We start from the raw sequence: 22,203 nt of genomic DNA on the forward strand, positions 1-22,203 counted from the left end.
CCGGGCGTCGTTCACGGGGTCTTGTCTCGATCGCGCAGCTATTGTGGCCCGCATGTTACGGGGACTTGATCCTGACTACCCGTCGCTGGGCCGGCGCCTGGAGGCCGCTCGTGACCGCGCGTTCGTCGGGCGCGAGGAGGAGCAGGCGCTGTTCCGGTCCGCTCTCGGCACGGACCGCTCCTTCATGGTCCTGTTCGTGCACGGCTCCGGCGGCATCGGCAAGTCGGCGCTGCTGCGCAGGTTCGCCGCCGAGGCGGCCGCGGCCGGCCGGCCGGTGGTGACGGTGGACGGCCGCACGGTGGACCCGTCGCCCGGAGGTTTCGAGGCCGAGGCCGGGCAGGTGCTCACCGCGGAGCGCGCGGTGCTCCTGATCGACACCTTCGAACGCTGCCAGGGCCTGGAAGGCTGGCTGCGCGAGCGCTTCCTGCCGCGGGTGCCGGCCGGATCCCTCGTGGTGATCGCCGGGCGCAACCCGCCCGACCTGCGCTGGCAGGCCGACCCCGGCTGGGCCGAGGTGCTGCGGGTGATCCGGCTGCGCACGCTCGCGCCGCAGGAGGCGATGGCGCTGATCGACGCCCGGGGGGTGACGGCGGAGCTGCGCGAGCCGCTGCTGGCCTTCGCCGGCGGTCACCCGCTGGCGCTCTGCCTGGGCGCGGCCGTCGCCGCCAAGGACGACCGGGCCTCGGCCCGCTGGACCCTGGACAAGGACATCCCGGAGGAGCTCGCCGCGACGCTGCTGGACCAGCTCGTCGGCGAGGTGCCCTCGGCCGCCCACCGCCACGCGCTGGAGGTGTGCGCGCACGCCCACGCCACCACCGAGGAACTGCTGCGCGCGGTGCTGCCCGACCATCCGCGGCCGCTGTTCGGCTGGCTGCGCCGGCTGCCGTTCATCGAGTCGGGCCGGCACGGGGTGTTCCCGCACGACGTGGTGCGCGACGCGCTGGAGGCGGACCTGCGCTGGCGCGACCCCGAGGGGTACGCGGACATGCACCACCGCATCCATGCCCACCTGGCCGCGCAGGTGCGCGCCGCGGCCGGCCCGGACGCGCTGACGGCCATGGGCGCGCTGTTCTTCCTGCACCGCCACGACGGGGTGACGTCGAAGTTCCAGAACTGGCGCGGCGACGGCGAGGTGTACGAGGAGGCGTTCAACCCCGAGGACCGCGCCGAGGTGCTCCGCATGGCGGCCGAGGCCGAGGGCGAGGAGTCGGCCTCCGACGCGTCGTACTGGATCGACCGGCAGCCGGAGGGTTTCTGGGTGCACCGGCGCACCGAGACGGGCGAGCCGGTCGCGCTCATGTCCTGGGTGCGGGTGACCGGCCCGGCCGAGCCGGAGGCGAGCTGCCCGCTGCTCGCGGCGGCCTGGCGGCACGTGACGGAGACCGCGCCGCCGCGTCCCGGCGAGCACATCGCGATGGCCCGCGCCTGGGTGCTGCCCCGCTTCCACGGCCGGTCGCCGGTGATGGACCTGGTGCAGTGGCGCGCGGTCGGCGAGTGCCTGCGCTCCGACCGGCTGGCCTGGACGTTCCTCGTCATGCGCGACCCGGACTCGTGGCGGCGCTACCTGCGCCACTACGACATGCACGACCTGGGTGCCCGCATCCCGATGGGCGGCGACACGTTCGGCCTGTTCGCGCACGACTGGCGGACGATCACGCCGGAGGCCTGGCTGGAGCGGCTGAGCATGCGCGGCCTGGGCCTGCGCCCGCCCGCCGCCCAGCAGGGCAGGGCGCTGACGGTGCTGGCGCGTTCGGACTTCGACACGGCGGTACGGGACGCGCTGCGGAACGTGTCGCGGCCGGACGCGCTGGCGGGCAATCCGCTGGCCCGCTGCCGCCTGGTCGCCGTGCATCCCGCGGGAGACCCCGCGCAGGCCGTGCGCGACCTGCTGGAGCAGGCGGTCGAGCAGGTGCGGCAGGACCCGCGCGCGGACCGCTTCCACCGGGCTCTCACCACCACCTACTACGGCCGCGTCCCCACCCAGGAGGCCGCGGCCGAGAGGCTGGGGCTGCCGTTCAGTACGTACCGGCGGCACCTGGCGGCGGGACTGGAACGGGTCGCGGAGATCCTGTGGCACCAGGAGGTGTTCGGGGCCCGGCCAGACGCCTGATCAGCGGTGCGGCCGGCCGCTCGACCCAGCGGTGCACGGCGTACGCGGCCAGGCACATGACCGCGACCAGCACCGCCAGCAGCACCCATCGGTTCACCGTGCCCCCGCTCCGCTCGACGACGATGAACCCGATGTGCGCGTGCAGCAGGTAGAGCGGGTAGGTGAGCGCGCCGGCCGTCACCAGCCAGGGCCTGGCGAGCGGCCCCAGCGCGCGCAGCGCCACCAGCGTCATGATCAGGAACGCCGCGGCGATCACGGCCGCGATCACCCACGGGTCGTACTCCACGCCGTACCGCCGCCCCACGGCCTCGGCGTAGCCCACGCCCCGGTAGACGGCGTTGGCCAGGCAGAGCGGCACGATCAGCAGCGTCTGCCAGGTGACCCCGAACCGGTACGCCAGGAACAACGCCATCCCGGCGATGAAGTAGTGGGCGAACTCCGACTGCACGACCAGGTCGGCGACCCCCGGCAGGACCCCGAGTTGAACCAGGGCGGTCATGGCCAGCCACCCCCATAGCAGAGCCATGACCCGGCCCCTGGTCATCCCCACCCAGGCGAAGACCAGGATGAGGAAGTAGAAGCGCATCTCGGCCCAGAGCGTCCAGTAGACGACGTCCACGTTCGGCACGTCGGCCACCGACTGGAACATGGTCAGGTTGGCCAGCACCTGGACCGGCGAGATGTCGTACATGCCGCGGCCGAGCGTCACCGTCACCAGCGCCGTCACGGCCAGGCCCAGCCAGTAGGCGGGGTAGAGCCGGGCCAGCCGGGAGACGGCGAACGCGCGCGGGCCCTTGCCCCAGGCGCTCATCAGCACCACGAAGCCGCTGATGAGGAAGAACAGGTCCACGCCCAGGTAGCCGTACTGGGTCAGCCCGGAGATCTCGGCATAGGTGACGGACGTCGTGCCGCCGACCGGCCCCGAGAACGTGTAGTGGTACAGCACCACGCACAGGGCCGCCGCCAGCCGCAGCCCGTCCAGCTCGTACAGCCGCTCCACCTTCCGGCGCCGGCTCTCATACGCGTTTCCCCCGCTGTTCACCCCGCGAGGATGCGCCGGGGCATTACTCACTTAACAGGTCTTTTTACGCTCAATGACTGCTCATCACTGTCCGTTTCCGGCCGGCGCGGTGTCAGGGCGGGTGAACTGCCATGGGGGCTGGAGCCGTACCCCTCGTTGGAACGGTGTCACCGGACGAGGAGGCGGGCAGGTGCGTCAGCGGATCGCCGGAGTGGCCGTCGCGGTGCTGGGACTGTGGGCGGCCGGCTCGCACGGGGCCCTGGAGGCGCCCGTCAGCCGGGCGGCCGCCTGCGGAGAGGAGGGGGCCGCGAAGGCGCCCGCGTGCGCCGCCGCGGTGGCGGCGAGCGACGGCGAGCTGCCGGAGGCGTGGGACAACCTGCGGGTGCCGGACGTCGGCGGGCGGGACCGCGAGGTGATCCCCGACGGCGAGCTGTGCAGCGCCGGGCTCGACGCCTACCGCGGGCTGGACCTGCCGCGCGCCGACTGGCCCGCCACGACGCTCACCCCGGGCGACGGCTTCACCTTCAGGTACCGGGGCACGATCCCCCATCAGGGCAGCTTCCACCTGTACGTGACGGCCGACGGCTACGACCCGGCCCGGCCGCTCGGCTGGGACGACCTGGAGCCGCGCCCGTTCATGGAGGCGACCGACCCGCCGATGAAGGACGGCTCGTACGTGATGGACGGCAGCCTTCCCGAGGCCAAGAGCGGACGCCATCTCATCTACACGATCTGGCGCAACAGCGACACTCCCGACACGTACTACTCGTGCTCGGACGTGGTGTTCACCGTCGCCGCGCGGCCACGGGCGGCGGAGCCGGAGGGCGGCCGGCTGCCCTGGCTGGCGGGCGGCGGCCTGCTCGCGCTCGCGGCCGGCCTGGCCGTCATGGCCCGCCGCCACGACCGCCGCCGCTGACCCTCCCCTCAGGCGGGCCGGGGCTGGGGGGATGCCGTCGGGCCGCGCACGATGGGCTTGCCGTCCTCCCAGTCGACCCGGTCCAGCCAGAGCCGCCGCCCCGGCTCCACGCTGCCGATCGCGTCCGGCGGCCAGGCGTGGTAGAGCAGCCAGGTCTGCCCGGAGGGCGTGGTCACCAGGTAGCTGTGTCCGGGTCCGGCGGCCCCCTCGCCGCTGGTCAGGATCGGGTTCTCGGGGGCGTCCTGGCAGGGGCCGAGCGGGGTGTCGCAGGTGGCGTAGCCGACCGCGTACTCGGCGGCGTCGAACGCGTTGGCTGAGTAGAACAGGTAGTAGCGGCCGTCGTGGCGGACGAGCTGCGGCGCCTCGACGACCTTGCCGTGCCAGGCGGCGGTGTTCGACAGCAGCCGCGCCCGGTCCCCTTCGAGCCCGAGCCCGTCGGGGGTGAGCCGCTGGCCGTAGAGCCAGGTGGTCAGGCCGATCGCGTTGCCGTCGTTCTTCCAGTACAGGTACAGGCGGCCGTCGGCGTCGCGGAACGGGCTGGCGTCGATGGAGCCGCCCTCGTCGGCCTGGCAGATCAGCGGCGCGTCGGAGCGGTCGGTGTACGGCCCCTCCGGGCGGGCGGCGGTGGCGACCCCGACGCACTGGCGGCCGGTCGCGGTGGAGCGGGCCGTGTAGTACAGCGCAAACCGGTCGCCGGTCACCTGGATGACCTCCGGCGCCCAGGTGAAACCGGGCTCGGCCCAGGACCCGAGCTCCGGCAGCACGTCGCCGCGCGGTGTCCAGGTGACCAGGTCGGGCGAGGTGAGCAGGGGCACGTTCGCGCCGCCGCCGTTGGTCCCGTACGCGTACCAGGTCGCGCCCACGCGGAGGGCGCCGGGGTCGGGGAAGTTCGCGTCGTGCACCGGGTTGGTGAAGGTCATGCTCTCTCCCGAGGGGGTTCCGGTCGAGCAGGCGGCCAGCAGGCACAGGAACACGCTTGCCAGGAGGTGGCGTGTCATGCGCGCCGGGCCAATCTGACCAGGTTCCACGAGGCCGGGGGAAGGACCAGGGTGAGCGTGCCGCCGTCGGCCTTGACGTCGTCCAGCGGCCGGTCCCGCACCTCCTCGGCCGGGCCGCTCAGCCGGTGCGGGTCCTCCTCGGCGAGGGTGCGGGCCTCGGTCACGTGGTATGCGCCCGCGTCCCGCACGTCGCGCACGTCGGCGGTCACCTCCAGCGGCCGGTCCGGCGACCGGTTGACGGCGAACAGCGTCACCCCGTCCTCGTCCAGCGTCGCCACGGCCGACAGCTGCGCCACCTCACCGTGCCGCGCGGTGTCCAGCGTCGGCGAGGACGGCTCCACCCGCAGCACCTCGCCGCGCGCGTGGCGGGCGGTCAGGGCGAACGGGTGGAAGATGCTCTGCCGCCAGGCGGGGCCGCCGGGTTCGGTGCGGATGGGCGCGATGATGTTGGCGAGCTGCGCCTGGCAGGCGACCGCCACTCGGTCGGTGTGGCGCAGCAGCGTGATGAGGAGGTCGCCGACGACGACGGCGTCGGCGGCCGTGTAGGTGTCCTCGATGAGACGCGGCGCCTCCTCGAACGGCGCCCGCTCGCGGCCGTGGTAGTCGGCCTGGTTCCACACGTTCCACTCGTCGAAGGACAGGTCGATCCGCTTGCGGGTGCGCCGCCTGGCCGCCACGTGGTCGGCGGTGGCCACGACCGAGGAGATGAACCGGTCCATGTCCACGGCGCTGGCCAGGAAGCCGGGCAGGTCGCCGTCCTCCTCGTAGTACGCGTGCAGCGACAGGTGGTCGACGGCGTCGTAGGCGTGCTCCAGCACGGTCGCCTCCCACGCCCCGAACGTCGGCATCCGGCTGTTGGAGCTGCCGCACAGCACCAGCCGCACGTCCGGGTCGACCAGCCGCATGGCCCGCGCCGTCTCCACGGCCAGCCGGCCGTACTCGTCGGCGGTCTTGTGGCCGACCTGCCACGGCCCGTCCATCTCGTTGCCCAGGCACCACAGCCGGATCCCGTACGGGTCCCGCGCGCCGTGCGCGACCCGCAGGTCGGACAGGCGGGTCCCGCCGGGATGGTTGGCGTACTCCAGCAGGTCGCACGCCTCCTGGATGCCGCGGGTGCCGAGGTTGACCGCGAGCATCGGCTCCACCCCGGCGGCCCGCGTCCAGCGCATGAACTCGTCCAGGCCGAACCGGTTCGTCTCGATCTGCCGCCAGGCCAGGTCCAGCCGGGTGGGCCGGTCGGCGACCGGGCCGACGCCGTCCTCCCAGCGGTAGCCGGAGACGAAGTTGCCGCCGGGGTACCGTACGACGCTCACCCCCAGCTCGCGGGTCAGCTCCAGCACGTCGGCGCGGAAGCCGTGCGCGTCGGCGGACGGGTGGCCCGGCTCGAAGATCCCGGTGTAGACGCAGCGCCCCATGTGCTCGACGAACGAGCCGAACAGGCGCCTGCCGACCGGGCCGATGGTGAAGTCGCGGTCCAGGGTCAGCCGTGCGGTCTCCACGAAACAGCTCCTTGCGGGTAGACGGGTCAGCCCTTGAGGCCCGACCGGGACACGCCCTCGATGACGTAGCGCTGGGCGATGACGAAGAGGACCAGGACGGGGACGCTGGCCAGCACCGCGCCCGCCATGATCACCGGGTAGTCGATGGTGTAGGCGCCCTGGAGGATGGACAGCCCCGGGGGCAGCGTGAACTGGTCGGGGCTGAACAGCACGTAGATGGGCCAGATGAACTCGTTCCAGTTGCTCAGGAAGGTGAGCACGGCCAGCGTGGCCAGCGCGGGCCGGGCCAGCGGCAGCACGATCCGCAGAAAGATCTGCAGGTGGTTGGCGCCCTCCATGGCGGCCGCCTCCTCCAGCTCGTGCGGCAGCGACAGGAAGAACTGGCGCAGGAAGAACACCCCGAACGCGCTGGCCGCGCCGGGCACGATCAGCGCCAGCGGGCTGTCGAGCCAGCCGAGCCGGTCGACGATGAGGAAGTTCGGGATGAGCAGCGTGAAGCTCGGCACCAGCAGCGTGCCCACGATGATCCCGAACAGCAGGCCGCGGCCGCGGAACTCCAGCCGGGCCAGGGCGTAGGCGGCGGTGGCGGCCACGACGAGCACGAGCAGCGTCTGGCCGGTGGCGGCGACCATGCTGTTGAGGAACCAGCGCAGCACCGGCGTCTCGCTGGTGCCCTCGGCGAGCGTCCGGTAGGCGCCGGTGGTCCACTCCTCGGGCACGAACGTGGGCGGGATCCTGGTCGCCTCGACGTTGGTCTTGAGCGAGGTGAGCAGCATCCACAGCAGCGGCATGATCACCACGGCGGCGAAGCCGGTGAGCATGAGGTACCAGGCGGAGGCCTTCAGCGTCTTCATGACCTGCTCCTGAAGATCCGGAAGTTGATCACGCTGACCACGATCAGGATGAACGTGAGCACGTAGCTCATGGCGGCGGCGCTGCCCATCCGGTAGTCGACGAGCCCCTCCTGGGCGATGTACATGATCGCGGTACGGGTCTCGACGCCGGGCGCGCCCTGGGTGACCAGCAGCGCCTGGCCGAACATGTTGGCCGAGGCCAGGATCGTGGTGGTGGTGACGAAGACCGCCACCGGCCGCAGCCCGGGCAGGGTGACGTGGACGAACCGGTGCCAGGCGCCGGCCCCGTCCACGGACGCGGCGTCGTACAGCTCGCGCGGGATGTCCTGCAGACCGGCGAGGTAGATGACGGCGTTGAAGCCGAGCGTCCACCACACGGTGATGCCGATCAGCGACACCCACGCCCACGGCAGGTCGGTCGTCCACGGGATGTCGAGGCCGAACAGATGGTTGACGAAGCCCAGGTTCGGGTCGAGCAGGATGCGCCACATGACGCTGATGACCGCCACGCCGAGCACGAACGGCAGGAAGAACACCGCGCGGAAGAACGTGCGGCCGGGGAAGCGCCGGTTCAGGATGATCGCCACCCCGAGCGGCAGCACCACCAGCGGCGGCACGCTGCCCACGGTGAAGATCCCGGTGGCCTTCATCGACGTCCAGAAGTTGTCGTGCACCGGCGAGGCCGGGTCGAACAGGGCGGCGTAGTTGTCCAGCCCGACGAACGGCTTGCCGGGCAGCAGGTAGTCCCACTCGTGCAGGCTGATGTACAGCCCGTACACCGCCGGCACGGCCACGAACATGCCGAACAGCAGCAGGTACGGGATCAGGAAGAACAGCGGCGTGAGCGGCCCGCGCCTGCGCATGGCGGCCGGGGGCGCGCCGCCCCCGACCGGCGCCGGCCGCCGGGTGCGTACGTCGACCACAGGTCAGCCGCCGTACTTCTTGCGGTTCTGCTCCAGGATCTTGTCGGCCTTGGACACGGCGTCCGACAAGGCCGCCGCCGGCTCCTTCTTGAGCAGGATCGCGCTGCTGACGGCGGCGTCGATGAGCGGGCTGACGTCGGCCACGCCCGCGACCGGCGGCGGGAAGAACAGGTGGTCGATCTGGGAGCCGATGACCGCCTGCTCCTTGAGCGCCGCGAACTCGGCGCTCTCCCTGATCGACTTGCGGGCCGGGACCTGGCCGCCCTTGGCCCACTCCAGGGAGTGCCGGCTGATCCAGTTGATGAACACCTTGGCGGCGGTGAGCTTGTTCTCGTCCGGGCGGCGCTGCTTGAACACCACGAACTGGTGCGAGCCCGCCCACGCCGCCGGCTGGGAGCCGATCTGCGGCAGCGGCGCGACGCCCCACTTGAGGTCCTTGACCTCGTTGAGGGTGTTGATGGTCCAGATGCCGTTCCAGTTGAAGGCGGCCTTGCCGTTCTTCAGCGCGATGACGTCGGCGTCCTGGCCCACGTTCTTCGGGCTGTAGCCCTTCTTCACCAGATCGACCAGCCAGGTCAGGGCCTGGACGCCGGCGTCGTCGCCGAACGTCGCCGTGGCCGCGTCCTCGGTGAACAGCGTGCCGCCGTGCTGGTAGAGCAGGCTGGTGAACTGGAAGGTGCCGGTGAACGGGAACGGGGTCGCCCAGTGGCCCTGCACCCCGGCCTTCTTCAGCTCCTCCAGCGCCGCCAGGTAGTCGTCGGCGGTCTGCGGGGGTTTGTCGGGGTCAAGCCCGGCCTGCTCCATGACGGTCTTGTTGTAGAACATGCCGAGCGGGTGCACGTCCAGCGGGATCGCGTACCGGCCGCCCTTGTACGTGCCGGCCTGCCAGACCGGCGGGGAGAAGTCGGCCTCGTCGAGCTGTAAGGAGGCGGCCAGGTCGTCCAGCGGCAGCACGATCTGCCGGGCGGCGTTGGTCGCCACGCTGTCGACGTGCATGATGCCCAGGTCGGGGCCCTGCCCGGCGGTGACCGCCGCAGGCACCTTCGCGTAGTAGTCCACCCACTGGTAGACGTTCATCGTCACCTTGATGGCGGGGTGCTCGCCGTTGAACTGTTCGACGAGCTTCTTCATGTACGGGCCGTCGCCGCCGGTGAAGCCGTTCCAGAAGGACAGGGTCACGTTGGGGCCCGTGTACGTGGTGGGAGCGGCGGAGGCGGGGCCGGACCGCCGGGCGGCCGGGCCCGCGGGACCGCCGCCTCCGCCGCAGGCCGCGAGGAGCAGGGCGCCGCCGGCGCCGGCGCCGAGGCCCAGCAGGCCCCGGCGGGTGAGGGTGTGGGTGGGCGTTCCGGTCATCACGATCACTTCCCAGCGGTGGTGAGATGATCGCATTTCTACATCGATGCATCCAACGTTGTAAACAGCAGGAAACCGAAGTGTTACATCGTTGGAAAACGGCTATAGTGCCTCTGTGCAGCCACGACTGAAGGACGTCGCCGAGCTCGCCGGAGTGTCGATCAAGACGGTTTCCAACGTCGTCAACGGCTACCCGTTCGTCAAGCCGGAGACCCGCGAGCGGGTCGAGCGGGCCATCTCCGAGCTCAACTACCGGCCCAACCTGACCGCACGCAACCTGCGCCAGGGCCGCTCGGGCGTGATCGCCCTGGCGGTGCCGGACCTCGACATCCCCTACTTCGCCGAGCTCGCCGGCCACGTCATCACCGCCGCCGACCGGCACGGCTGGACCGTGCTCATCGACCAGACGCAGGGCGACCGGGGCAAGGAACGCCTGGTCGTTTCCGGCATCCGGGCGCACCTCATCGACGGGCTGCTGTTCAGCCCGCTCGCCCTCACCGCCGGCGACCTCGCCGGACGCGCCGACCACACGCCGATGGTGCTGCTCGGCGAGCGCATCGGCCGGCGCACCCCGTACGACCACGTGGGCATCGACAACGTGGCCGCGGCCACCGAGGCCGCCGCGCACCTGGCCGGGCTGGGGCGGCGGCGCATCGCGGCGATCGGCGCGCGCCGGGCCGCCTCAGGGGCGACGGCGCGGCTGCGGCTACGCGGCTACCGGCGGGCGCTGGCGGACGCCGGGCTCCCCGAGGACCCGGCGCTGGTCGTGCCCGTGAACGCCTTCCACCGCGCCGACGGGGCGCGGGCCATGGCGGAGCTGCTCGACTCGGGGGCCGCGCCGGATGCCGTCTTCTGCTTCAACGACACCCTCGCCCTGGGCGCGCTGCGCACGCTGCTGTCACGTGGCGTGCGGGTGCCGGACGACATCGCGCTGTTCGGCTTCGACGACATCGAGGACGGGCGGTTCTCCACCCCGTCGCTGTCGACCATCGCGCCCGACCGCGCGGGCATCGCCCAGACTGCCGTCGACCTGCTCGCCGCCCTCCTGTCAGGGCCGGACCCGGAGCACCGGCCCACGGACGTGTGCGCCGCGCACCGCCTGATCGCCCGGGAGAGCACGCTCGGGGTTCAGGCCCCCAGCGCGGCCGGGTCCTCCAGCACCGAGCGCACCGTCGCCAGCGCCGCCCCCAGCAGCGGCCCCCGCCTGCCCAGCTCCGACACGGTCAGCGCCGCCGGGTCCCACGCCCGCACGGTCACCCGCGCGGCCAGTTCCCGGCGCGTCGGCGGCACCAGCCACTCCCCCAGCTCGGCGTAGGCCCCGCCGAGCACCACGGCGGCCGGGTCGAGCAGGTTCACCGCCCCGGCCAGCGCCGTTCCCAGCGCCTCCCCGGCCTTCTCCAGCGCCCGCACCACCCGCACGTCACCTTCCCGCGCCCGCGCCGCCAGCAACCCGATCCCGTCCCCCTCCCTCACGCGGGGGGAACCGGTGTCACCCGGCCGGGAGGGAGGCAGGCCGGCGGCGCGGAGGACGGCGGCCTTGGCGGCGTACTGCTCCAGACACCCCCGGGCGCCGCAGGAGCAGGAAGGCCCGTCCGGGTGGACCGGCATGTGGCCCAGTTCGCCCGCCAGCCCGCGCGCCCCCGTGAACAGGCGACCGCCCACCACCAGGGCCGCGCCGATGCCGCTCTCCGCCGAGACGTGGATGAAGTCGGCGGCCACCGGGTGCGCCCACAGCTCGGCCAGCGCCCCCAGGTTGGCCTCGTTCTCCACTCTCGGCGGCAGCGGCCCGGCCCACAGGTCCGCCACCGGCACATGGTGCCAGCCGAGGTTCGGGGCGCTCTCCACGGTGCCGGAGGACTCGGCGACGAGGCCGGGCACGGCCATCACCGCCGCCACAGGGCGCAGCCCGAGCCCGGCCGCGGTCTCGGTCGCCTCGTCGGCGAGGGCGGCGAGCCGGGCGAGCACCTCGGCCGGGGGCAGCGCCGCGTTCGGGCTGTCCACCACGGTCCAGGCGCGGACCTGGCCGCGCAGGTCGGTCACGCACACGCCCAGGTGCCCGACACCGACCTCCAGGCCGAGCCCGGCAGGGCCGCGGTCGCTCACCATGAGCGCGCTGCCCGGCCGCCCGACCCGCCCGTTGGCGGCCGGGCCCAGCTCGGTCAGCAGCCCGGCGGCGAGCAACGCGTCGACCAGGCTCGACACGGCCGGCCTGGTCAGCCCGGTGTGCCCGGCGACCGCCGCCCTGGACACCGGGCCGTGCCCGGCGACGGTGCCCATGACCAGGGCCAGGTTGTGCTGCCGCATGCTCTGCTGTGACGCCGGCCGCGCCCCGCCCGCGGATCCGTTCCTCATGACCCGTTCCTCACCCACGGCCTCCCCCGTGCCGGTCCGTCCGCCACGACCTTCCGTACCGGCTCCCGCCGCCGCGAGGGCCGCCCTCCGGCCACGCGCGTACGAAGCCCGCGCACGCGACGATCCCCGTCACGGACGAACCAGGGCACGGCCCCCGATAAGCCACCGGCGAACCCGGCCGCGGGAAGCGACGGTACGGGGTCGCGCCGACCGCCAGGAGCTGGGGAGGCGGGAAACGGCCGCACGAGGCGGCGCCGTCCCGCGAACCCCGGGAAGACGGGAAACGGCGGACCGTGGCCGCGCCACCCCGAACTCCGGGAAGACGGGAAACGGCCGCACGGGGCCCCGCCCCGCACGCGCAGGAGAGGTGGAGGGGCCGGGGCGTGACGGGGACGGATGTCACGCATACGATCCCCTCCATCCAGAGCCGCTCAAAACCGGTCAGAGCCGGGTGAACAGCTGTCCGGCTCGGGGCAGCGTACCGGCGATCCGCTCCACCGCCGCCACGTCCTTCGGCACCGGCTCCAGCAGCTCGCCGCGAGCGGTGCCCCAGCGGCGGGCGACGGCGTCCGGGGCCTCGCCCGTGAGGAGGGCCGCCGCCTGGGCGGCGGCGCCGAGGGCGACGAGCTCGCTCGCGGCGGGCACCAGCACCGGGCGGCCGGACAGGCGCAGGATCGTCCGGCGCCAGGCGGTGCCCCGGGCCCCGCCGCCGATGAGCAGCAGCGGCGTCGACGGGTCGGGCCGCTCGCCGCCGGCCCGCAGCACGTCGTCGAGCGCGGCCAGCAGGGCGGCGGCGGCGCCGTCGTAGGCGGCCTGCAGCACCTGCCCTGGGGTGGTGTCGTGGCGCAGCCCGTACACGAGCCCGGCGGCGTGCGGCAGGTTGGGGGTGCGCTCGCCGTCGAGGAACGGCAGCACGACGGCGGCGCCGCCGGGCTCGACCGCCTCCCGGTCACGGCCGAGCAGTTCGGCGAACTTGTCGACGGCCTGGGTGCAGTTGAGCGTGCAGGCGAGGGGCAGCCAGTTGTCGAGCGCGTCGGCGAACCCGGCGACGATGCCGCTCGGGTCCTCGGGGTGCTGCCGGGTGACGGCGTAGACGGTGCCGGAGGTGCCGAGGCTGAGCACGGGGGTGCCGGGTTCGAGGCCGAGGCCGAGCGCGGCGGCCATGTTGTCGCCGGTGCCGGAGGCGACCAGGGCGCCTTCGGCCAGCGGCCCGCCCGATCGTACGGTGCCGGCCTGCCCGGAGACGACCCGGGGCAGCAGGGCGGGGTCGAGCCCGATGTCGCGCAGCAGGTCCGTGTCGTACCCCTGGGGCGTCCACCAGCCGGTGCCTGAGGCGTCGCCGCGGTCGGTGACGCCCTCGCCGGTGAGGCGCTCGGTGAGGTAGTCGTGCGGCAGCCGGACGGCCGCCACCCGCGCGGCGTGGTGCGGCTCGTTCTCGCGCAGCCACAGCCACTTGGCGATGGTGAACGCCGCCGTCGGCACGCTGCCGGTGCGCCGGGCGAGGGTCTCGGCGCCGTACTTGTCGGCCAGCGCGGCGGCCTGCCCGGCGGAGCGGACGTCGTTCCAGAGCAGGGCGGGACGGATGGGCGCGCCGGTCTCGTCGAGCGTGACGAGGCCGTGCTGCTGGCCGCCGACGGAGACCGCGCCGGCCCGGTCGGCCCAGCCGGTCTGCCCGACGGCCGCGCACAGGGCGCGCCACCACTGCTCGGGGTCGCTCTCGCGGCCCGCGCCCGAGGTGACGGAGTGCGGGGCGCGGCCCTCCCCCACGACGGCCCCGCTGTCCACGTCCACGGCCACGGCCTTGGCAGACTGGGTGGAGCTGTCGATCCCGATCACGACACGCTGTGCCGACATGGTGCCTCCCGGTTGTGGGCTTCCCTAGCGCGCTCTCGCATATTAATTTGTTTTTTGCCCTTACGAATAGGAGTCCGATGACTGACAGCCTCGCTCCCCGCCCGGAGCACAAGTTCACGTTCGGCCTGTGGACCGTCGGATGGCAGGGCCGCGACCCGTTCGGCGACGCCACCCGTCCCCCGCTGGACCCGGTGGAGACCGTCAACCGCCTGGCCGAGCTCGGCGCCTACGGCGTGACCTTCCACGACGACGACCTCATCCCGTTCGGCTCGGCCGACGCCGAGCGCGAGTCGCACATCAAGCGCTTCCGCCAGGCGCTGGACGCGGCCGGCCTCGTGGTGCCGATGGCCACCACGAACCTGTTCACGCACCCGGTGTTCAAGGACGGCGCGTTCACCGCCAACGACCGCGACGTGCGCCGCTACGCGCTGCGCAAGACGATCCGCAACATCGACCTCGCCGTCGAGCTGGGCGCCAAGGTCTACGTGGCGTGGGGCGGCCGCGAGGGCGCCGAGTCGGGCGCCGCCAAGGACGTGCGGGCCGCGCTGGACCGCATGAAGGAGGCCTTCGACCTGCTCGGCGAGTACGTCCTCGGCCAGGGCTACGACCTGCGCTTCGCGATCGAGCCCAAGCCGAACGAGCCGCGCGGCGACATCCTGCTGCCCACCGTCGGCCACGCGCTGGCGTTCATCGAGCAGCTCGCCCACCCCGAGCTCGTCGGGCTCAACCCCGAGACCGGCCACGAGCAGATGGCCGGGCTCAACTTCACCCACGGCATCGCCCAGGCGCTCTGGCACGGCAAGCTCTTCCACATCGACCTGAACGGCCAGACCGGCGTCAAGTACGACCAGGACCTGCGGTTCGGCGCCGGCAACCTGCGTGACGCGTTCTGGCTGGTGGACCTGCTGGAGACCGGGGGCTACACCGGCCCGCGGCACTTCGACTTCAAGCCGCCGCGGACCGAGGACATCGACGGCGTGTGGGCCTCGGCGGCCGGCAACATGCGCACGTACCTGCTGCTCAAGGAGCGCGCCGCGGCGTTCCGCGCGGACCCGGAGGTGCAGGAGGCGCTGCGCGCGGCCCGCCTGGACGACCTGGCCCGCCCGACCCTGGCGGCCGGCGAGTCGCTCGCGGACCTGCTCGCGGACCGCGCCGCCTACGAGGAGTTCGACGCCGAGGCCGCCGGCCGGCGCGGCATGGCCTTCGAGCACCTCGACCAGCTGGCGATGGATCATCTGCTCGGCGCCCGCTGAGCCCTTCCGGCGTCCCGCCGCCCCCGCCCCGGCGGGGGCGGCTTTCCGTTCTCCGTATGATTGGCCGATCGCTCACCGTAGCGGCACGAAAGTCTCGATGATAGACAGCGGTGGGGGGTGTCCGGCGCGGACGCCGCGCCGGGCCGGTTCGACCGGACGCGGCTGAGCGGAGCCGCGCCCGGCCATCAGGCGAGGGGCTCGCCTTTCGCTGGAGGAGGCGGACGCGACATGGACGTGGTTACGGTCGGCGCGGTCACGGACGGCACGCTGCCGGTGGTGCTGCGCGGCGACATCGACTTCACCAACGCCGCCCGGGTGCGGGAGACGATCTCCTCGGCGGTGACGGAGCAACGGCCCCCCAGGGTGCGGATCGAGATGGGCCAGGTCACGTTCCTCGACTCCTCCGGCGTCGGCGTGCTGGTCGACGCGATGAAGGCGGCGTGGGCGGTCGAGGCGGGGTTCAAGGTGGTCAACCCCACCCCCCGGGTGTTCGACCAGCTGCGGATCGCCGGCCTGCTGGACGCCTTCGGGCTGGCCTGATCCCCCGGCGGCTGAACCGGATCCCGCCCGCCCCCGTATCCCCAGGAGAACACCCGTTCACGGAGGAAGCCAGACGCTTCAGAGATCTCGTTGGTTTACCCAAATATCCAGATTTTTGGGACAAACCTGAGCGGGACTCGACAGAATGCGGATTCCATCCAGCGTCTACCGCAAACTGGAGGGAACCCCATATGCGTAGACCCCTAGGGGTACTCGCGTGCCTCGCGAGCGCGGCCGCGCTCTCGGCACCCGTCGCCACGGCGAACGCCGCGACGGTGCCCCAGTCGGCCTGCCGCGTCTCCGTGGCCAAGCCGCGCGTCGCGGACGACGGCACGATCAAGGCGACCGCTGCCCTGCGCGGTTGCTTCCGGCCCGGCATGGTACGGGTGCGCATCCTGCGCGCCGTGCCCGGCAAGGACCGGGTGGTCAAGAGCGGTTCGGAGCGGGGCCGCACTCCTCGCCTCACCCTCGCGACGCCGTGCGCCCCCGGCACGTACTACACCTTCGCCACCGATTACCGCGGTCACGTGGGCAAGTCCCGGGCCGTGCGCGTGACGACGTGCGACCCGGCCACCCCGGTCCCGACCGTGACGGCGACCAGGACGCCCACGCCGTCCCCGACGGCGACCAGGACCCCGACGCCGACGCCGACCCGCACGGTCACGCAGACGCCCAAGCCCTCGCCGACCCGCACCGCGACGCAGACTCCCGCTCCCACGGCGACCACGTCGCCGGGCACCGTGGGCACGGCCGAGGAGAACGAGGTCGTCCGGCTGACCAACGCCGAGCGGGCCAAGGGCGGCTGCCAGGCGCTCAAGCACGACCCGCAGCTGAACAAGGCCGCGTCCGGGCACTCCGCGGACATGGCCGCGAAGAACTACTTCAGCCACACCTCGCAGGACGGCCGCACGTTCATGGACCGCATCCGTCAGGCCGGCTTCACCGGCGGCCGCGGCTGGGCCGAGAACATCGCGATGGGCCAGCGCACCCCGGCTGACGTGGTCAACGCCTGGATGAACAGCTCGGGTCACCGGGCCAACATCATGAACTGCTCGTACAACCTGATCGGCGTCGGCGCCGTGAAGAACGCCAAGGGCCAGATCTACTGGACCCAGAACTTCGCCGCCCGCTGACGGTTGGATGATCTTCTCCTCACGCGGCGTGCGGAGAAGACCGCGGCGCCTCGCGACTCCCACCGCGAGGCGCCGCGGCATGTCAGGCGAACACCAGCCGGGGCAGCACGCCGGTGACGGCCAGGTGGAGCGTCATGATGGTCAGGTTGTAGGCGATGTGCAGGGCGATGGCCGCCGGCAGGCCGTGCTCGAACATGACCAGGAAGAAGCACATGCCCATGTACCACGACCAGATCCAGCCGGGCAGCCCCTGGTAGCCGTGCGTGTTGCGGAAGCGGCCGTTGCTGGTGAGGATGGCCGCCGCGACCGTCCACGGGTGCTCGGTCAGCATCGCGTGCATCCACCCGAAGGTGGCGAAGTCGGCGACGGGCACGAGCACCTCGGTGAACACCCACCGCACCGGGTGCAGTCCGGCGAAGCCCAGGACGAGGAAGTCGGCGGCCACGGCCCCGGCGATCGCGGCGTAGAACAGCAGCCACCGGAAGACGATCTCCTCCAGGGCGCTGCGGGACACCAGCGTGACGGGCCCGAGGGTGACCACCCGGCCCTCCGGCGAGCCGTACCACGCGAGCTCCCGCTGGATCCGGCGCTGGCGGGGCAGGCCGGCGAGGGTGACCAGCACCCCGACCGCCATGACGGGCCAGGCGAGCACGACCGAGGCGGTGAACGCGTCCCAGAACGGCCCGTCGACCGTCCAGAACGTCATCAGGTGGAAGGGGATCACATCGGGCGCCGCCCATTCGAGCACCAGCACCAGCAGGACGGAGAACCCGAGCCCGAACGGCAACAGGGAACAGGACAGAGCGAGCCCTGACAGTGGCATACGCGCCCTTTCCGAGGGAACGGCCTGCCTCCATGATGCATCCCCGCGGCCGGGTCGCGACGGGCCAGGGAAAGGTCAGGGCAGGCGGCCCACGACCGCGTCGATCCGCAGCTTCGGGGTGCCCTCCAGCAGGGGCAGCGCCGGCTCCTCGTCGCCCGGCACCCGCCAGTCCTGCACCGCGGCCACGCCCGGCCCGACCAGCTCGAAGCCGTCGCACAGGGCCGTCAGCTCCTCGCGGGAGCGGAAGGTCGGCTGGGCCGGGGAGTTGGCCGTGGACAGGATGAGCTGGGCGATCGCCTCGGGGTCGCTCTCGGACATGGCGTGCGAGAGCACCAGGAAGCTGCCCGGCGCCATGCGCTCGCGGAACGCCGCGATGATGCCCGCCGGGTCCTCCTCGTCGGTGATGAAGTGGAACACCCCGACCAGCAGCACCGCCATCGGCTGCTCGAAGTCGATCAGCCCGGTCACGTGCGGGCCCGCCAGGATGTCGCGCGGGGTGCGGATGTCGCCCTGCACGCTGACCACGCCGGGGTCGCCGCTCAGCAGCACCTCGCCGTGCAGGCGCACCATCGGGTCGTAGTCGACGTAGACCACCCGGCAGGCGGGGTTCACCTTGCGGGCGACCTCGTGCACGCTGGGCGAGGTCGGGATGCCGGCGCCCAGGTCGACGAACTGCCGGATCCCCTGCTCGGCCATGTGCCGCACGGCGCGGGTCAGGAAGACGCGGTTGGCCCGGGCCACCGCCCGCGTGTCGGGCGCGACCGACAGCAGCCGGTCGCCGACGGCGCGGTCGACGGCGAGGTTGTCCTTGCCGCCGAGCAGGTAGTCGTAGATGCGGGCGGCACTGGGCACGTGCGGATCGACACCCGGCGGCACGCGCTCCAGCTCGGTCACGGGGGGAGGCTCCTTGTCGCGTCGAGCAGCTTGATCGACATGCTACTCGCTCGCGCGGCGGCGCCCCACCCCCATCAGGCGGACAGCGAATTCGGGCGGCGGTGATGCAGCCCGATCACCGGCACCTCGTGCAGGCTCCCCGAGTACAGGAACTGCGTCATGCCGACCAGCAGCCGGCGCACGTCCTCCTGCGGCCGCACCACCAGCCGCAGGAACTGGCTGGTCGTGCCCAGCTTGTTGCCGCACTCGCGGACGTACACGCCGTGCTGGGTGAGCAGGTGGTCGCGCAGCGGCACCCCGTCGAACCCGTGCGGCAGCTTCACCAGCAGGAAGTTGCCCTGCGAGGGGAACACCGTCAGCTCCGGCATGCACGACAGCTGCTGGTACATGGCCCGCCGGTCCTGGGCCAGCCGCCGCAGGCTCTCCTGGTACTCGGCGGTGCACTGCTTCATCATGAACACGACGACCTCGGCGAACGAGTTCAGGTTCCACTTGGGCAGCGCGTCCCTGATCTTCCCGGCCAGCGCCGGGTTGGCGACCAGATAGCCGAAGCGGATGCCGTGCAGCCCGAAGTTCTTGCCGAGGCTGCGCAGCACGATCACGTTCGGCCGCACCGCCGCCTCCGCCGCCACCCCGGGATACGGCTCGGCGTCCACGAAGTCGCCGAACGACTCGTCCACGATCACCAGGTCGAGGTCGATGAGCCGGTCGAGCAGGCGGAGCACCTCGTGCTTGGGCAGGTAGCCGCCGTCGGGGTTGTTCGGGTTGCAGATGACCGCGACCCGGGAGCCGCGGGTACGGATGAACGACACGTAGTCGTTCACGTCGAGCGCGAAGTTGCGGCTCTCCAGCAGCGGATACATGTCCACCCGCTTGCCGGTCTCCATCGGCTGGTCGGTCCAGCGGCCGAAGGTGGGGATCGGGATCGCCAGGCTCTCGCGCACCAGCAGGTGGTCGATCCAGGTGATCAGCTCGGTGGAGCCGTTGCCCATGGCCACGGTCTTGGGGTGCAGCCCCATCGTGGAGGACAGCTCGGCGGTGATCGTGTCCGCGTCGCTCGGGTAGAACTTCAGGATCGTCTCCAGGTTCCTCCCCAGGTGCTCGAAGATCTCCGGCGTCGGGAAGTACGGGTTGCACGGGATGCAGAAGTCCACCGGCGGACGCTGGCCGTCGGAGCCGCGCAGCAACGAGAAGTACGACGGGCTGTGCGCCTGCGCGCGCAGAAGGCTGAGCTCCACGACACCTCCATGGCACCTGACCGAACGTGAGGAGGTACGCGCGATCGACCGGGCCGGTTCAGCGGCCCCTGCGAGGGCGTCACCCGGCCGCCTGGCATGATGCGGGAAAAACCCCGAAGGAGCGGATTCGTGCGGATCCTCCTCGTACAGCCCTCCCGCTGGTCCCCCGACGGCCACGCCAACCTCGGCGCCGCCGAGACGCTGCTGGCCGGCGCTCCGCCCGCCGACCTGGTGGTCCTCCCCGAACTGGCCGGCTCCAGGCTGCCGCCCGAGGAGTACCTGGAGCGGCTGCGCGGGCTGGCCGCGCGGACCGGCGCCGTCGTCGTGGGCGGCTCGCACTACACCCCCGGCGGAACGGGCACGGTCAACCGCGGGCTGGCCGTCTCCCCCGGCGGCGAGGTGCTGGCCGAGTACGGCAAGGCCCACCCGTACGGGGTCGAGCGGCGCGACGGGGTCGTGCCCGCCCCGGCCGGGGTCGGCTTCGAGGTGGGCGGGCGACGCGTGCGCGTGCTGCTCTGCGCCGACCTGTGGTACTCCGGGAGCCTGGCCGGCCCGCCGGCCGACGTGGTGGTGGTGCCCGCGTTCTCGGTGACGCAGTGGCCGACGCCAGGCCCGGCGCGCAGCCTGTGGCAGCACATGAGCGTGGCCAGGGCGTACGAGTTCATGACGTACGTGGCGGTCTGCGACTGGCATCACGAGGCCGACTACCACGGGCAGCCCTGCGCCGGGGTGACCGGGCTGGCGAACCCGTCACCGGCCGACGGGGCGGGGTTCTTCACCGCCCGGCCGTCCGCCGTCGCCGCGTACGAGCTGGACTTCGAGCGGCTGGGCAGCTTCCGCCGCAACCGGGCCGACCGGAGCTTCGCCTTTACAAAGTAGATCGCCCGGCTTCCCGCAGGAGGCCGGGCGATCCGCCACCGCTCAGTGGTGGTGACGGTGACGGTGGCCGATGACCTTCACCCAGTCGGTGTCCTCGGAGGGCGCCAGGTGCCGGGAGCCCTCGAAGACCGCGCGCCAGGTGCCGGACGAACGGGCCGGGACCTTGGTGCCGAAATAGCCGTTGCGGTAGGTCTTGACCGTGTCGACGTGCTCCCAGCGGCCGCTGCCCGCCGGCTTGAAGAGGATGACGATCCGCTTCCAGCCGAGCTGGTGCCAGGTGCCCTCCTCGTCGCAGTGATCGGCGTAGTGCACCGAGACGAAGCCGTCGATGTAATCCTCGTCGCACTTCACCGAGAGCTTGCCCTTGATCGACAGCGGCTGGCCGCGCCAGGCCGGCTCCGGGTTGACGTCGACCTGCAGGCGGGTGCGGCCGGGCGCGTCGGCCAGGGCGGGCGTGGCCGAGCCCGCGAGCACCGCGGCGCCCGCGGCGGCCGCGGCCAGTCCGGCGGCGAGTCGTCGCATCATGAACGTGACTTCCTTCCCCGTAGGAGGACGCGCCCCCGACAGAGCGCGCCATCGCCAATGACGGGTAAATGTCAGGAAAAGTTGCAGTAAAGCCGATCACGATTCCGCAACGACCATGAACGGCCGCCTCAGCTCACGCGCGCCCGCGCCTCGTCCGCCGCGTAGTGCCCGGTCCCCGGGAAGTGGACGCGCCACTCGCCGCCCCTGCGGCCGCTCACGGTCCGGGAGAAGACGCCCGCGGCGGTGGTGGTGGCCTCGGCGGCGCGTTCCCAGCCTGCCGTGTCGTCCCGCCGCCAGAGGAGCTGGACACGCTGCCCGCGGAACGGCGCGTACCCGCCGAGACCGCGCGGGTCCAGCCTCTTCAGGCGGCCGCTCAGCCGGACGCTGCCGCCGTCGCGCTCGGCCCGCACCGCCGACAGCCTGGTCTCCCGCCTGAGCTCGAACGAGGCGTACTCGGTCACCTCCGCTCCCCCGGCGCCCTTCGCCGTCACGCGCACGGTCCAGGTGCCGGCCGGGTAGTAGCGGTCGAGCCGCTTGTCGGGCAGGAAGCGCCAGGTCTGCCAGCCGCCGGTGACCAGCCGGGAGGTCATCCTGGCCGGGATGACCCGGCCCGACTTCGCCGCACCGGACTCGTCCCCGTCCGCCCAGTAGGCGCCGAACCCCGGCTCGTCGAGATCGGGCTCGTCCTCGTGCACGGGCAGGAGCCGCTCGCGCTCCTCACCCGGCGGGCGGCTGTCGGGCCGGCTGTCGGGCCGGCTGTCGGGGCGCCGGTCGCCGAGCTCACGCTCCGGCGGCGCGCCCGGCTCGACCTGGACGGCGACGCCGTGCCGCCCGCGCACGCCCCGTGCGACCACGTCGATCACGAGCCGGACGCTGTCCGCGGCCCCGACGACGGGCGCGGCGGGCCGTACGGTGATCTCCCTGATGACGGGCTCGTCGGCGACGGACCCTGACGCGGGTGCGGGCACGCACAGCGCCGCCGCCGTGAGCGAGGCGAGAAGAAGGCATCTGGTCATGCGCAAGACGGTAGGAACCGCC

At 72.6% G+C, this 22,203-nt stretch carries 19 protein-coding genes and 1 pseudogene; 7 read left to right on the forward strand and 13 right to left on the reverse strand.

The features are described from left to right. Positions 1 to 52 precede the first annotated feature (52 nt). Positions 53 to 2,110 carry an AAA family ATPase gene (locus ACGFI7_RS26920; RefSeq protein WP_393409370.1) on the forward strand — a complete coding sequence of 686 codons (2,058 nt, stop codon included), beginning with the start codon at positions 53 to 55 and terminating at the stop codon, positions 2,108 to 2,110. Here ACGFI7_RS26920 and ACGFI7_RS26925 read toward each other — a convergent pair. After that, a complete protein-coding gene (locus ACGFI7_RS26925) occupies positions 2,016 to 3,152 on the reverse strand; it encodes an acyltransferase family protein (protein ID WP_393409371.1) in 1,137 nt (378 codons plus the stop codon). The two genes, ACGFI7_RS26920 and ACGFI7_RS26925, sit on opposite strands and share 95 nt — an antisense overlap. Before the next feature lie 169 nt (positions 3,153 to 3,321). Between ACGFI7_RS26925 and ACGFI7_RS26930 the strand changes: the two genes are divergently transcribed. After that, positions 3,322 to 4,047, forward strand: coding sequence for a lytic polysaccharide monooxygenase (locus ACGFI7_RS26930; protein ID WP_393409373.1), 726 nt, complete (start codon positions 3,322 to 3,324; stop codon positions 4,045 to 4,047). Between the two features lie 8 nt (positions 4,048 to 4,055). On the opposite strand, the gene ACGFI7_RS26935 is transcribed toward ACGFI7_RS26930, so the two are convergent. The 5 genes from ACGFI7_RS26935 to ACGFI7_RS26955 are packed head-to-tail and all read right to left on the reverse strand — an operon-like array spanning position 4,056 to position 9,674. Beyond that, a complete protein-coding gene (locus tag ACGFI7_RS26935) occupies positions 4,056 to 5,045 on the reverse strand; it encodes a glycoside hydrolase family 43 protein (protein ID WP_393409375.1) in 990 nt (329 codons plus the stop codon). After that, positions 5,042 to 6,544 carry an alpha-N-arabinofuranosidase gene (locus ACGFI7_RS26940; RefSeq protein WP_393409377.1) on the reverse strand — a complete coding sequence of 501 codons (1,503 nt, stop codon included), beginning with the start codon at positions 6,542 to 6,544 and terminating at the stop codon, positions 5,042 to 5,044. Before ACGFI7_RS26940 ends, ACGFI7_RS26935 begins: the two co-directional genes overlap by 4 nt. A gap of 26 nt (positions 6,545 to 6,570) precedes the next feature. Continuing rightward, positions 6,571 to 7,398 (reverse strand): carbohydrate ABC transporter permease, encoded by an 828-nt coding sequence (locus ACGFI7_RS26945; RefSeq protein WP_393409379.1) that lies wholly within the window; start codon positions 7,396 to 7,398, stop codon positions 6,571 to 6,573. Beyond that, the gene (locus tag ACGFI7_RS26950) at positions 7,395 to 8,321 is read right to left on the reverse strand and encodes a carbohydrate ABC transporter permease (protein WP_393409381.1); all 927 of its coding nucleotides are present in this window, start codon (positions 8,319 to 8,321) and stop codon (positions 7,395 to 7,397) included. The genes ACGFI7_RS26945 and ACGFI7_RS26950 overlap by 4 nt, the downstream gene beginning before the upstream one ends. Before the next feature lie 3 nt (positions 8,322 to 8,324). Further along, positions 8,325 to 9,674, reverse strand: a complete 1,350-nt coding sequence (locus tag ACGFI7_RS26955) for an ABC transporter substrate-binding protein (RefSeq protein WP_393409383.1) — start codon at positions 9,672 to 9,674, stop codon at positions 8,325 to 8,327. A gap of 115 nt (positions 9,675 to 9,789) precedes the next feature. Here ACGFI7_RS26955 and ACGFI7_RS26960 point away from each other — a divergent pair. Then, a pseudogene (locus ACGFI7_RS26960) lies at positions 9,790 to 10,782 on the forward strand (LacI family DNA-binding transcriptional regulator); the annotation flags it as partial. A 20-nt stretch (positions 10,783 to 10,802) separates the two neighbouring features. Here ACGFI7_RS26960 and ACGFI7_RS26965 read toward each other — a convergent pair. Both ACGFI7_RS26965 and xylB read right to left on the reverse strand, forming a co-directional pair. Beyond that, complete coding sequence (locus tag ACGFI7_RS26965; protein WP_393409385.1) at positions 10,803 to 12,026, reverse strand: ROK family protein; 1,224 nt, start codon at positions 12,024 to 12,026, stop codon at positions 10,803 to 10,805. 441 nt (positions 12,027 to 12,467) lie between these two features. Beyond that, complete coding sequence (gene xylB, locus ACGFI7_RS26970; RefSeq protein WP_393409387.1) at positions 12,468 to 13,880, reverse strand: xylulokinase; 1,413 nt, start codon at positions 13,878 to 13,880, stop codon at positions 12,468 to 12,470. Positions 13,881 to 13,957: 77 nt separating this feature from the next. On the opposite strand from xylB, the gene xylA reads away from it, so the two are divergent. The 3 genes from xylA to ACGFI7_RS26985 all read left to right on the forward strand — a co-directional run bounded on the left by xylA (position 13,958) and on the right by ACGFI7_RS26985 (position 16,806). Then, entirely contained in the window at positions 13,958 to 15,133 is a 1,176-nt protein-coding gene (gene xylA / locus ACGFI7_RS26975) for a xylose isomerase (protein ID WP_393409389.1), read from the forward strand. Positions 15,134 to 15,361: 228 nt separating this feature from the next. Beyond that, the gene (locus ACGFI7_RS26980) at positions 15,362 to 15,673 is read left to right on the forward strand and encodes an STAS domain-containing protein (protein ID WP_393409391.1); all 312 of its coding nucleotides are present in this window, start codon (positions 15,362 to 15,364) and stop codon (positions 15,671 to 15,673) included. Between the two features lie 191 nt (positions 15,674 to 15,864). Further along, positions 15,865 to 16,806 (forward strand): CAP domain-containing protein, encoded by a 942-nt coding sequence (locus ACGFI7_RS26985; RefSeq protein ID WP_393409393.1) that lies wholly within the window; start codon positions 15,865 to 15,867, stop codon positions 16,804 to 16,806. An 82-nt stretch (positions 16,807 to 16,888) separates the two neighbouring features. On the opposite strand, the gene ACGFI7_RS26990 is transcribed toward ACGFI7_RS26985, so the two are convergent. From ACGFI7_RS26990 to ACGFI7_RS27000, 3 genes are all read right to left on the reverse strand, one after another. After that, complete coding sequence (locus tag ACGFI7_RS26990) at positions 16,889 to 17,593, reverse strand: hypothetical protein (protein WP_393409395.1); 705 nt, start codon at positions 17,591 to 17,593, stop codon at positions 16,889 to 16,891. 111 nt (positions 17,594 to 17,704) lie between these two features. Beyond that, complete coding sequence (locus ACGFI7_RS26995) at positions 17,705 to 18,523, reverse strand: SAM-dependent methyltransferase (protein ID WP_393409397.1); 819 nt, start codon at positions 18,521 to 18,523, stop codon at positions 17,705 to 17,707. Between the two features lie 74 nt (positions 18,524 to 18,597). Continuing rightward, entirely contained in the window at positions 18,598 to 19,761 is a 1,164-nt protein-coding gene (locus ACGFI7_RS27000; RefSeq protein WP_393409399.1) for a pyridoxal phosphate-dependent aminotransferase, read from the reverse strand. A 129-nt stretch (positions 19,762 to 19,890) separates the two neighbouring features. Here ACGFI7_RS27000 and ACGFI7_RS27005 point away from each other — a divergent pair, with 129 nt between their 5' ends. Next, positions 19,891 to 20,640 carry a carbon-nitrogen hydrolase family protein gene (locus ACGFI7_RS27005; protein WP_393409401.1) on the forward strand — a complete coding sequence of 250 codons (750 nt, stop codon included), beginning with the start codon at positions 19,891 to 19,893 and terminating at the stop codon, positions 20,638 to 20,640. 42 nt (positions 20,641 to 20,682) lie between these two features. Here ACGFI7_RS27005 and ACGFI7_RS27010 read toward each other — a convergent pair whose 3' ends face one another. Continuing rightward, positions 20,683 to 21,165, reverse strand: a complete 483-nt coding sequence (locus ACGFI7_RS27010) for a hypothetical protein (protein WP_393409403.1) — start codon at positions 21,163 to 21,165, stop codon at positions 20,683 to 20,685. 128 nt (positions 21,166 to 21,293) lie between these two features. After that, positions 21,294 to 22,181, reverse strand: a complete 888-nt coding sequence (locus ACGFI7_RS27015) for a hypothetical protein (protein WP_393409405.1) — start codon at positions 22,179 to 22,181, stop codon at positions 21,294 to 21,296. Between the last annotated feature and the right edge of the window lie 22 nt (positions 22,182 to 22,203).

The sequence above is a fragment of the Nonomuraea sp. NPDC048826 genome (assembly GCF_043198225.1).
In the GTDB taxonomy this organism is placed as follows: domain Bacteria; phylum Actinomycetota; class Actinomycetes; order Streptosporangiales; family Streptosporangiaceae; genus Nonomuraea.

Excerpts from the sequence above, each read along its gene's own strand:
- ACGFI7_RS26920 (WP_393409370.1), top strand. The coding sequence starts at position 53 with ATGTTACGGGGACTTGATCCTGACTACCCGTCGCTGGGCCGGCGCCTG.
- ACGFI7_RS26935 (WP_393409375.1), bottom strand. The coding sequence starts at position 5,045 with ATGACACGCCACCTCCTGGCAAGCGTGTTCCTGTGCCTGCTGGCCGCC.
- ACGFI7_RS26945 (WP_393409379.1), bottom strand. The coding sequence starts at position 7,398 with ATGAAGACGCTGAAGGCCTCCGCCTGGTACCTCATGCTCACCGGCTTC.
- ACGFI7_RS26955 (WP_393409383.1), bottom strand. The coding sequence starts at position 9,674 with ATGACCGGAACGCCCACCCACACCCTCACCCGCCGGGGCCTGCTGGGC.
- ACGFI7_RS26965 (WP_393409385.1), bottom strand. The coding sequence starts at position 12,026 with ATGAGGAACGGATCCGCGGGCGGGGCGCGGCCGGCGTCACAGCAGAGC.
- xylB (WP_393409387.1), bottom strand. The coding sequence starts at position 13,880 with ATGTCGGCACAGCGTGTCGTGATCGGGATCGACAGCTCCACCCAGTCT.
- xylA (WP_393409389.1), top strand. The coding sequence starts at position 13,958 with ATGACTGACAGCCTCGCTCCCCGCCCGGAGCACAAGTTCACGTTCGGC.
- ACGFI7_RS26980 (WP_393409391.1), top strand. The coding sequence starts at position 15,362 with ATGGACGTGGTTACGGTCGGCGCGGTCACGGACGGCACGCTGCCGGTG.
- ACGFI7_RS26985 (WP_393409393.1), top strand. The coding sequence starts at position 15,865 with ATGCGTAGACCCCTAGGGGTACTCGCGTGCCTCGCGAGCGCGGCCGCG.
- ACGFI7_RS27010 (WP_393409403.1), bottom strand. The coding sequence starts at position 21,165 with ATGATGCGACGACTCGCCGCCGGACTGGCCGCGGCCGCCGCGGGCGCC.
- ACGFI7_RS27015 (WP_393409405.1), bottom strand. The coding sequence starts at position 22,181 with ATGACCAGATGCCTTCTTCTCGCCTCGCTCACGGCGGCGGCGCTGTGC.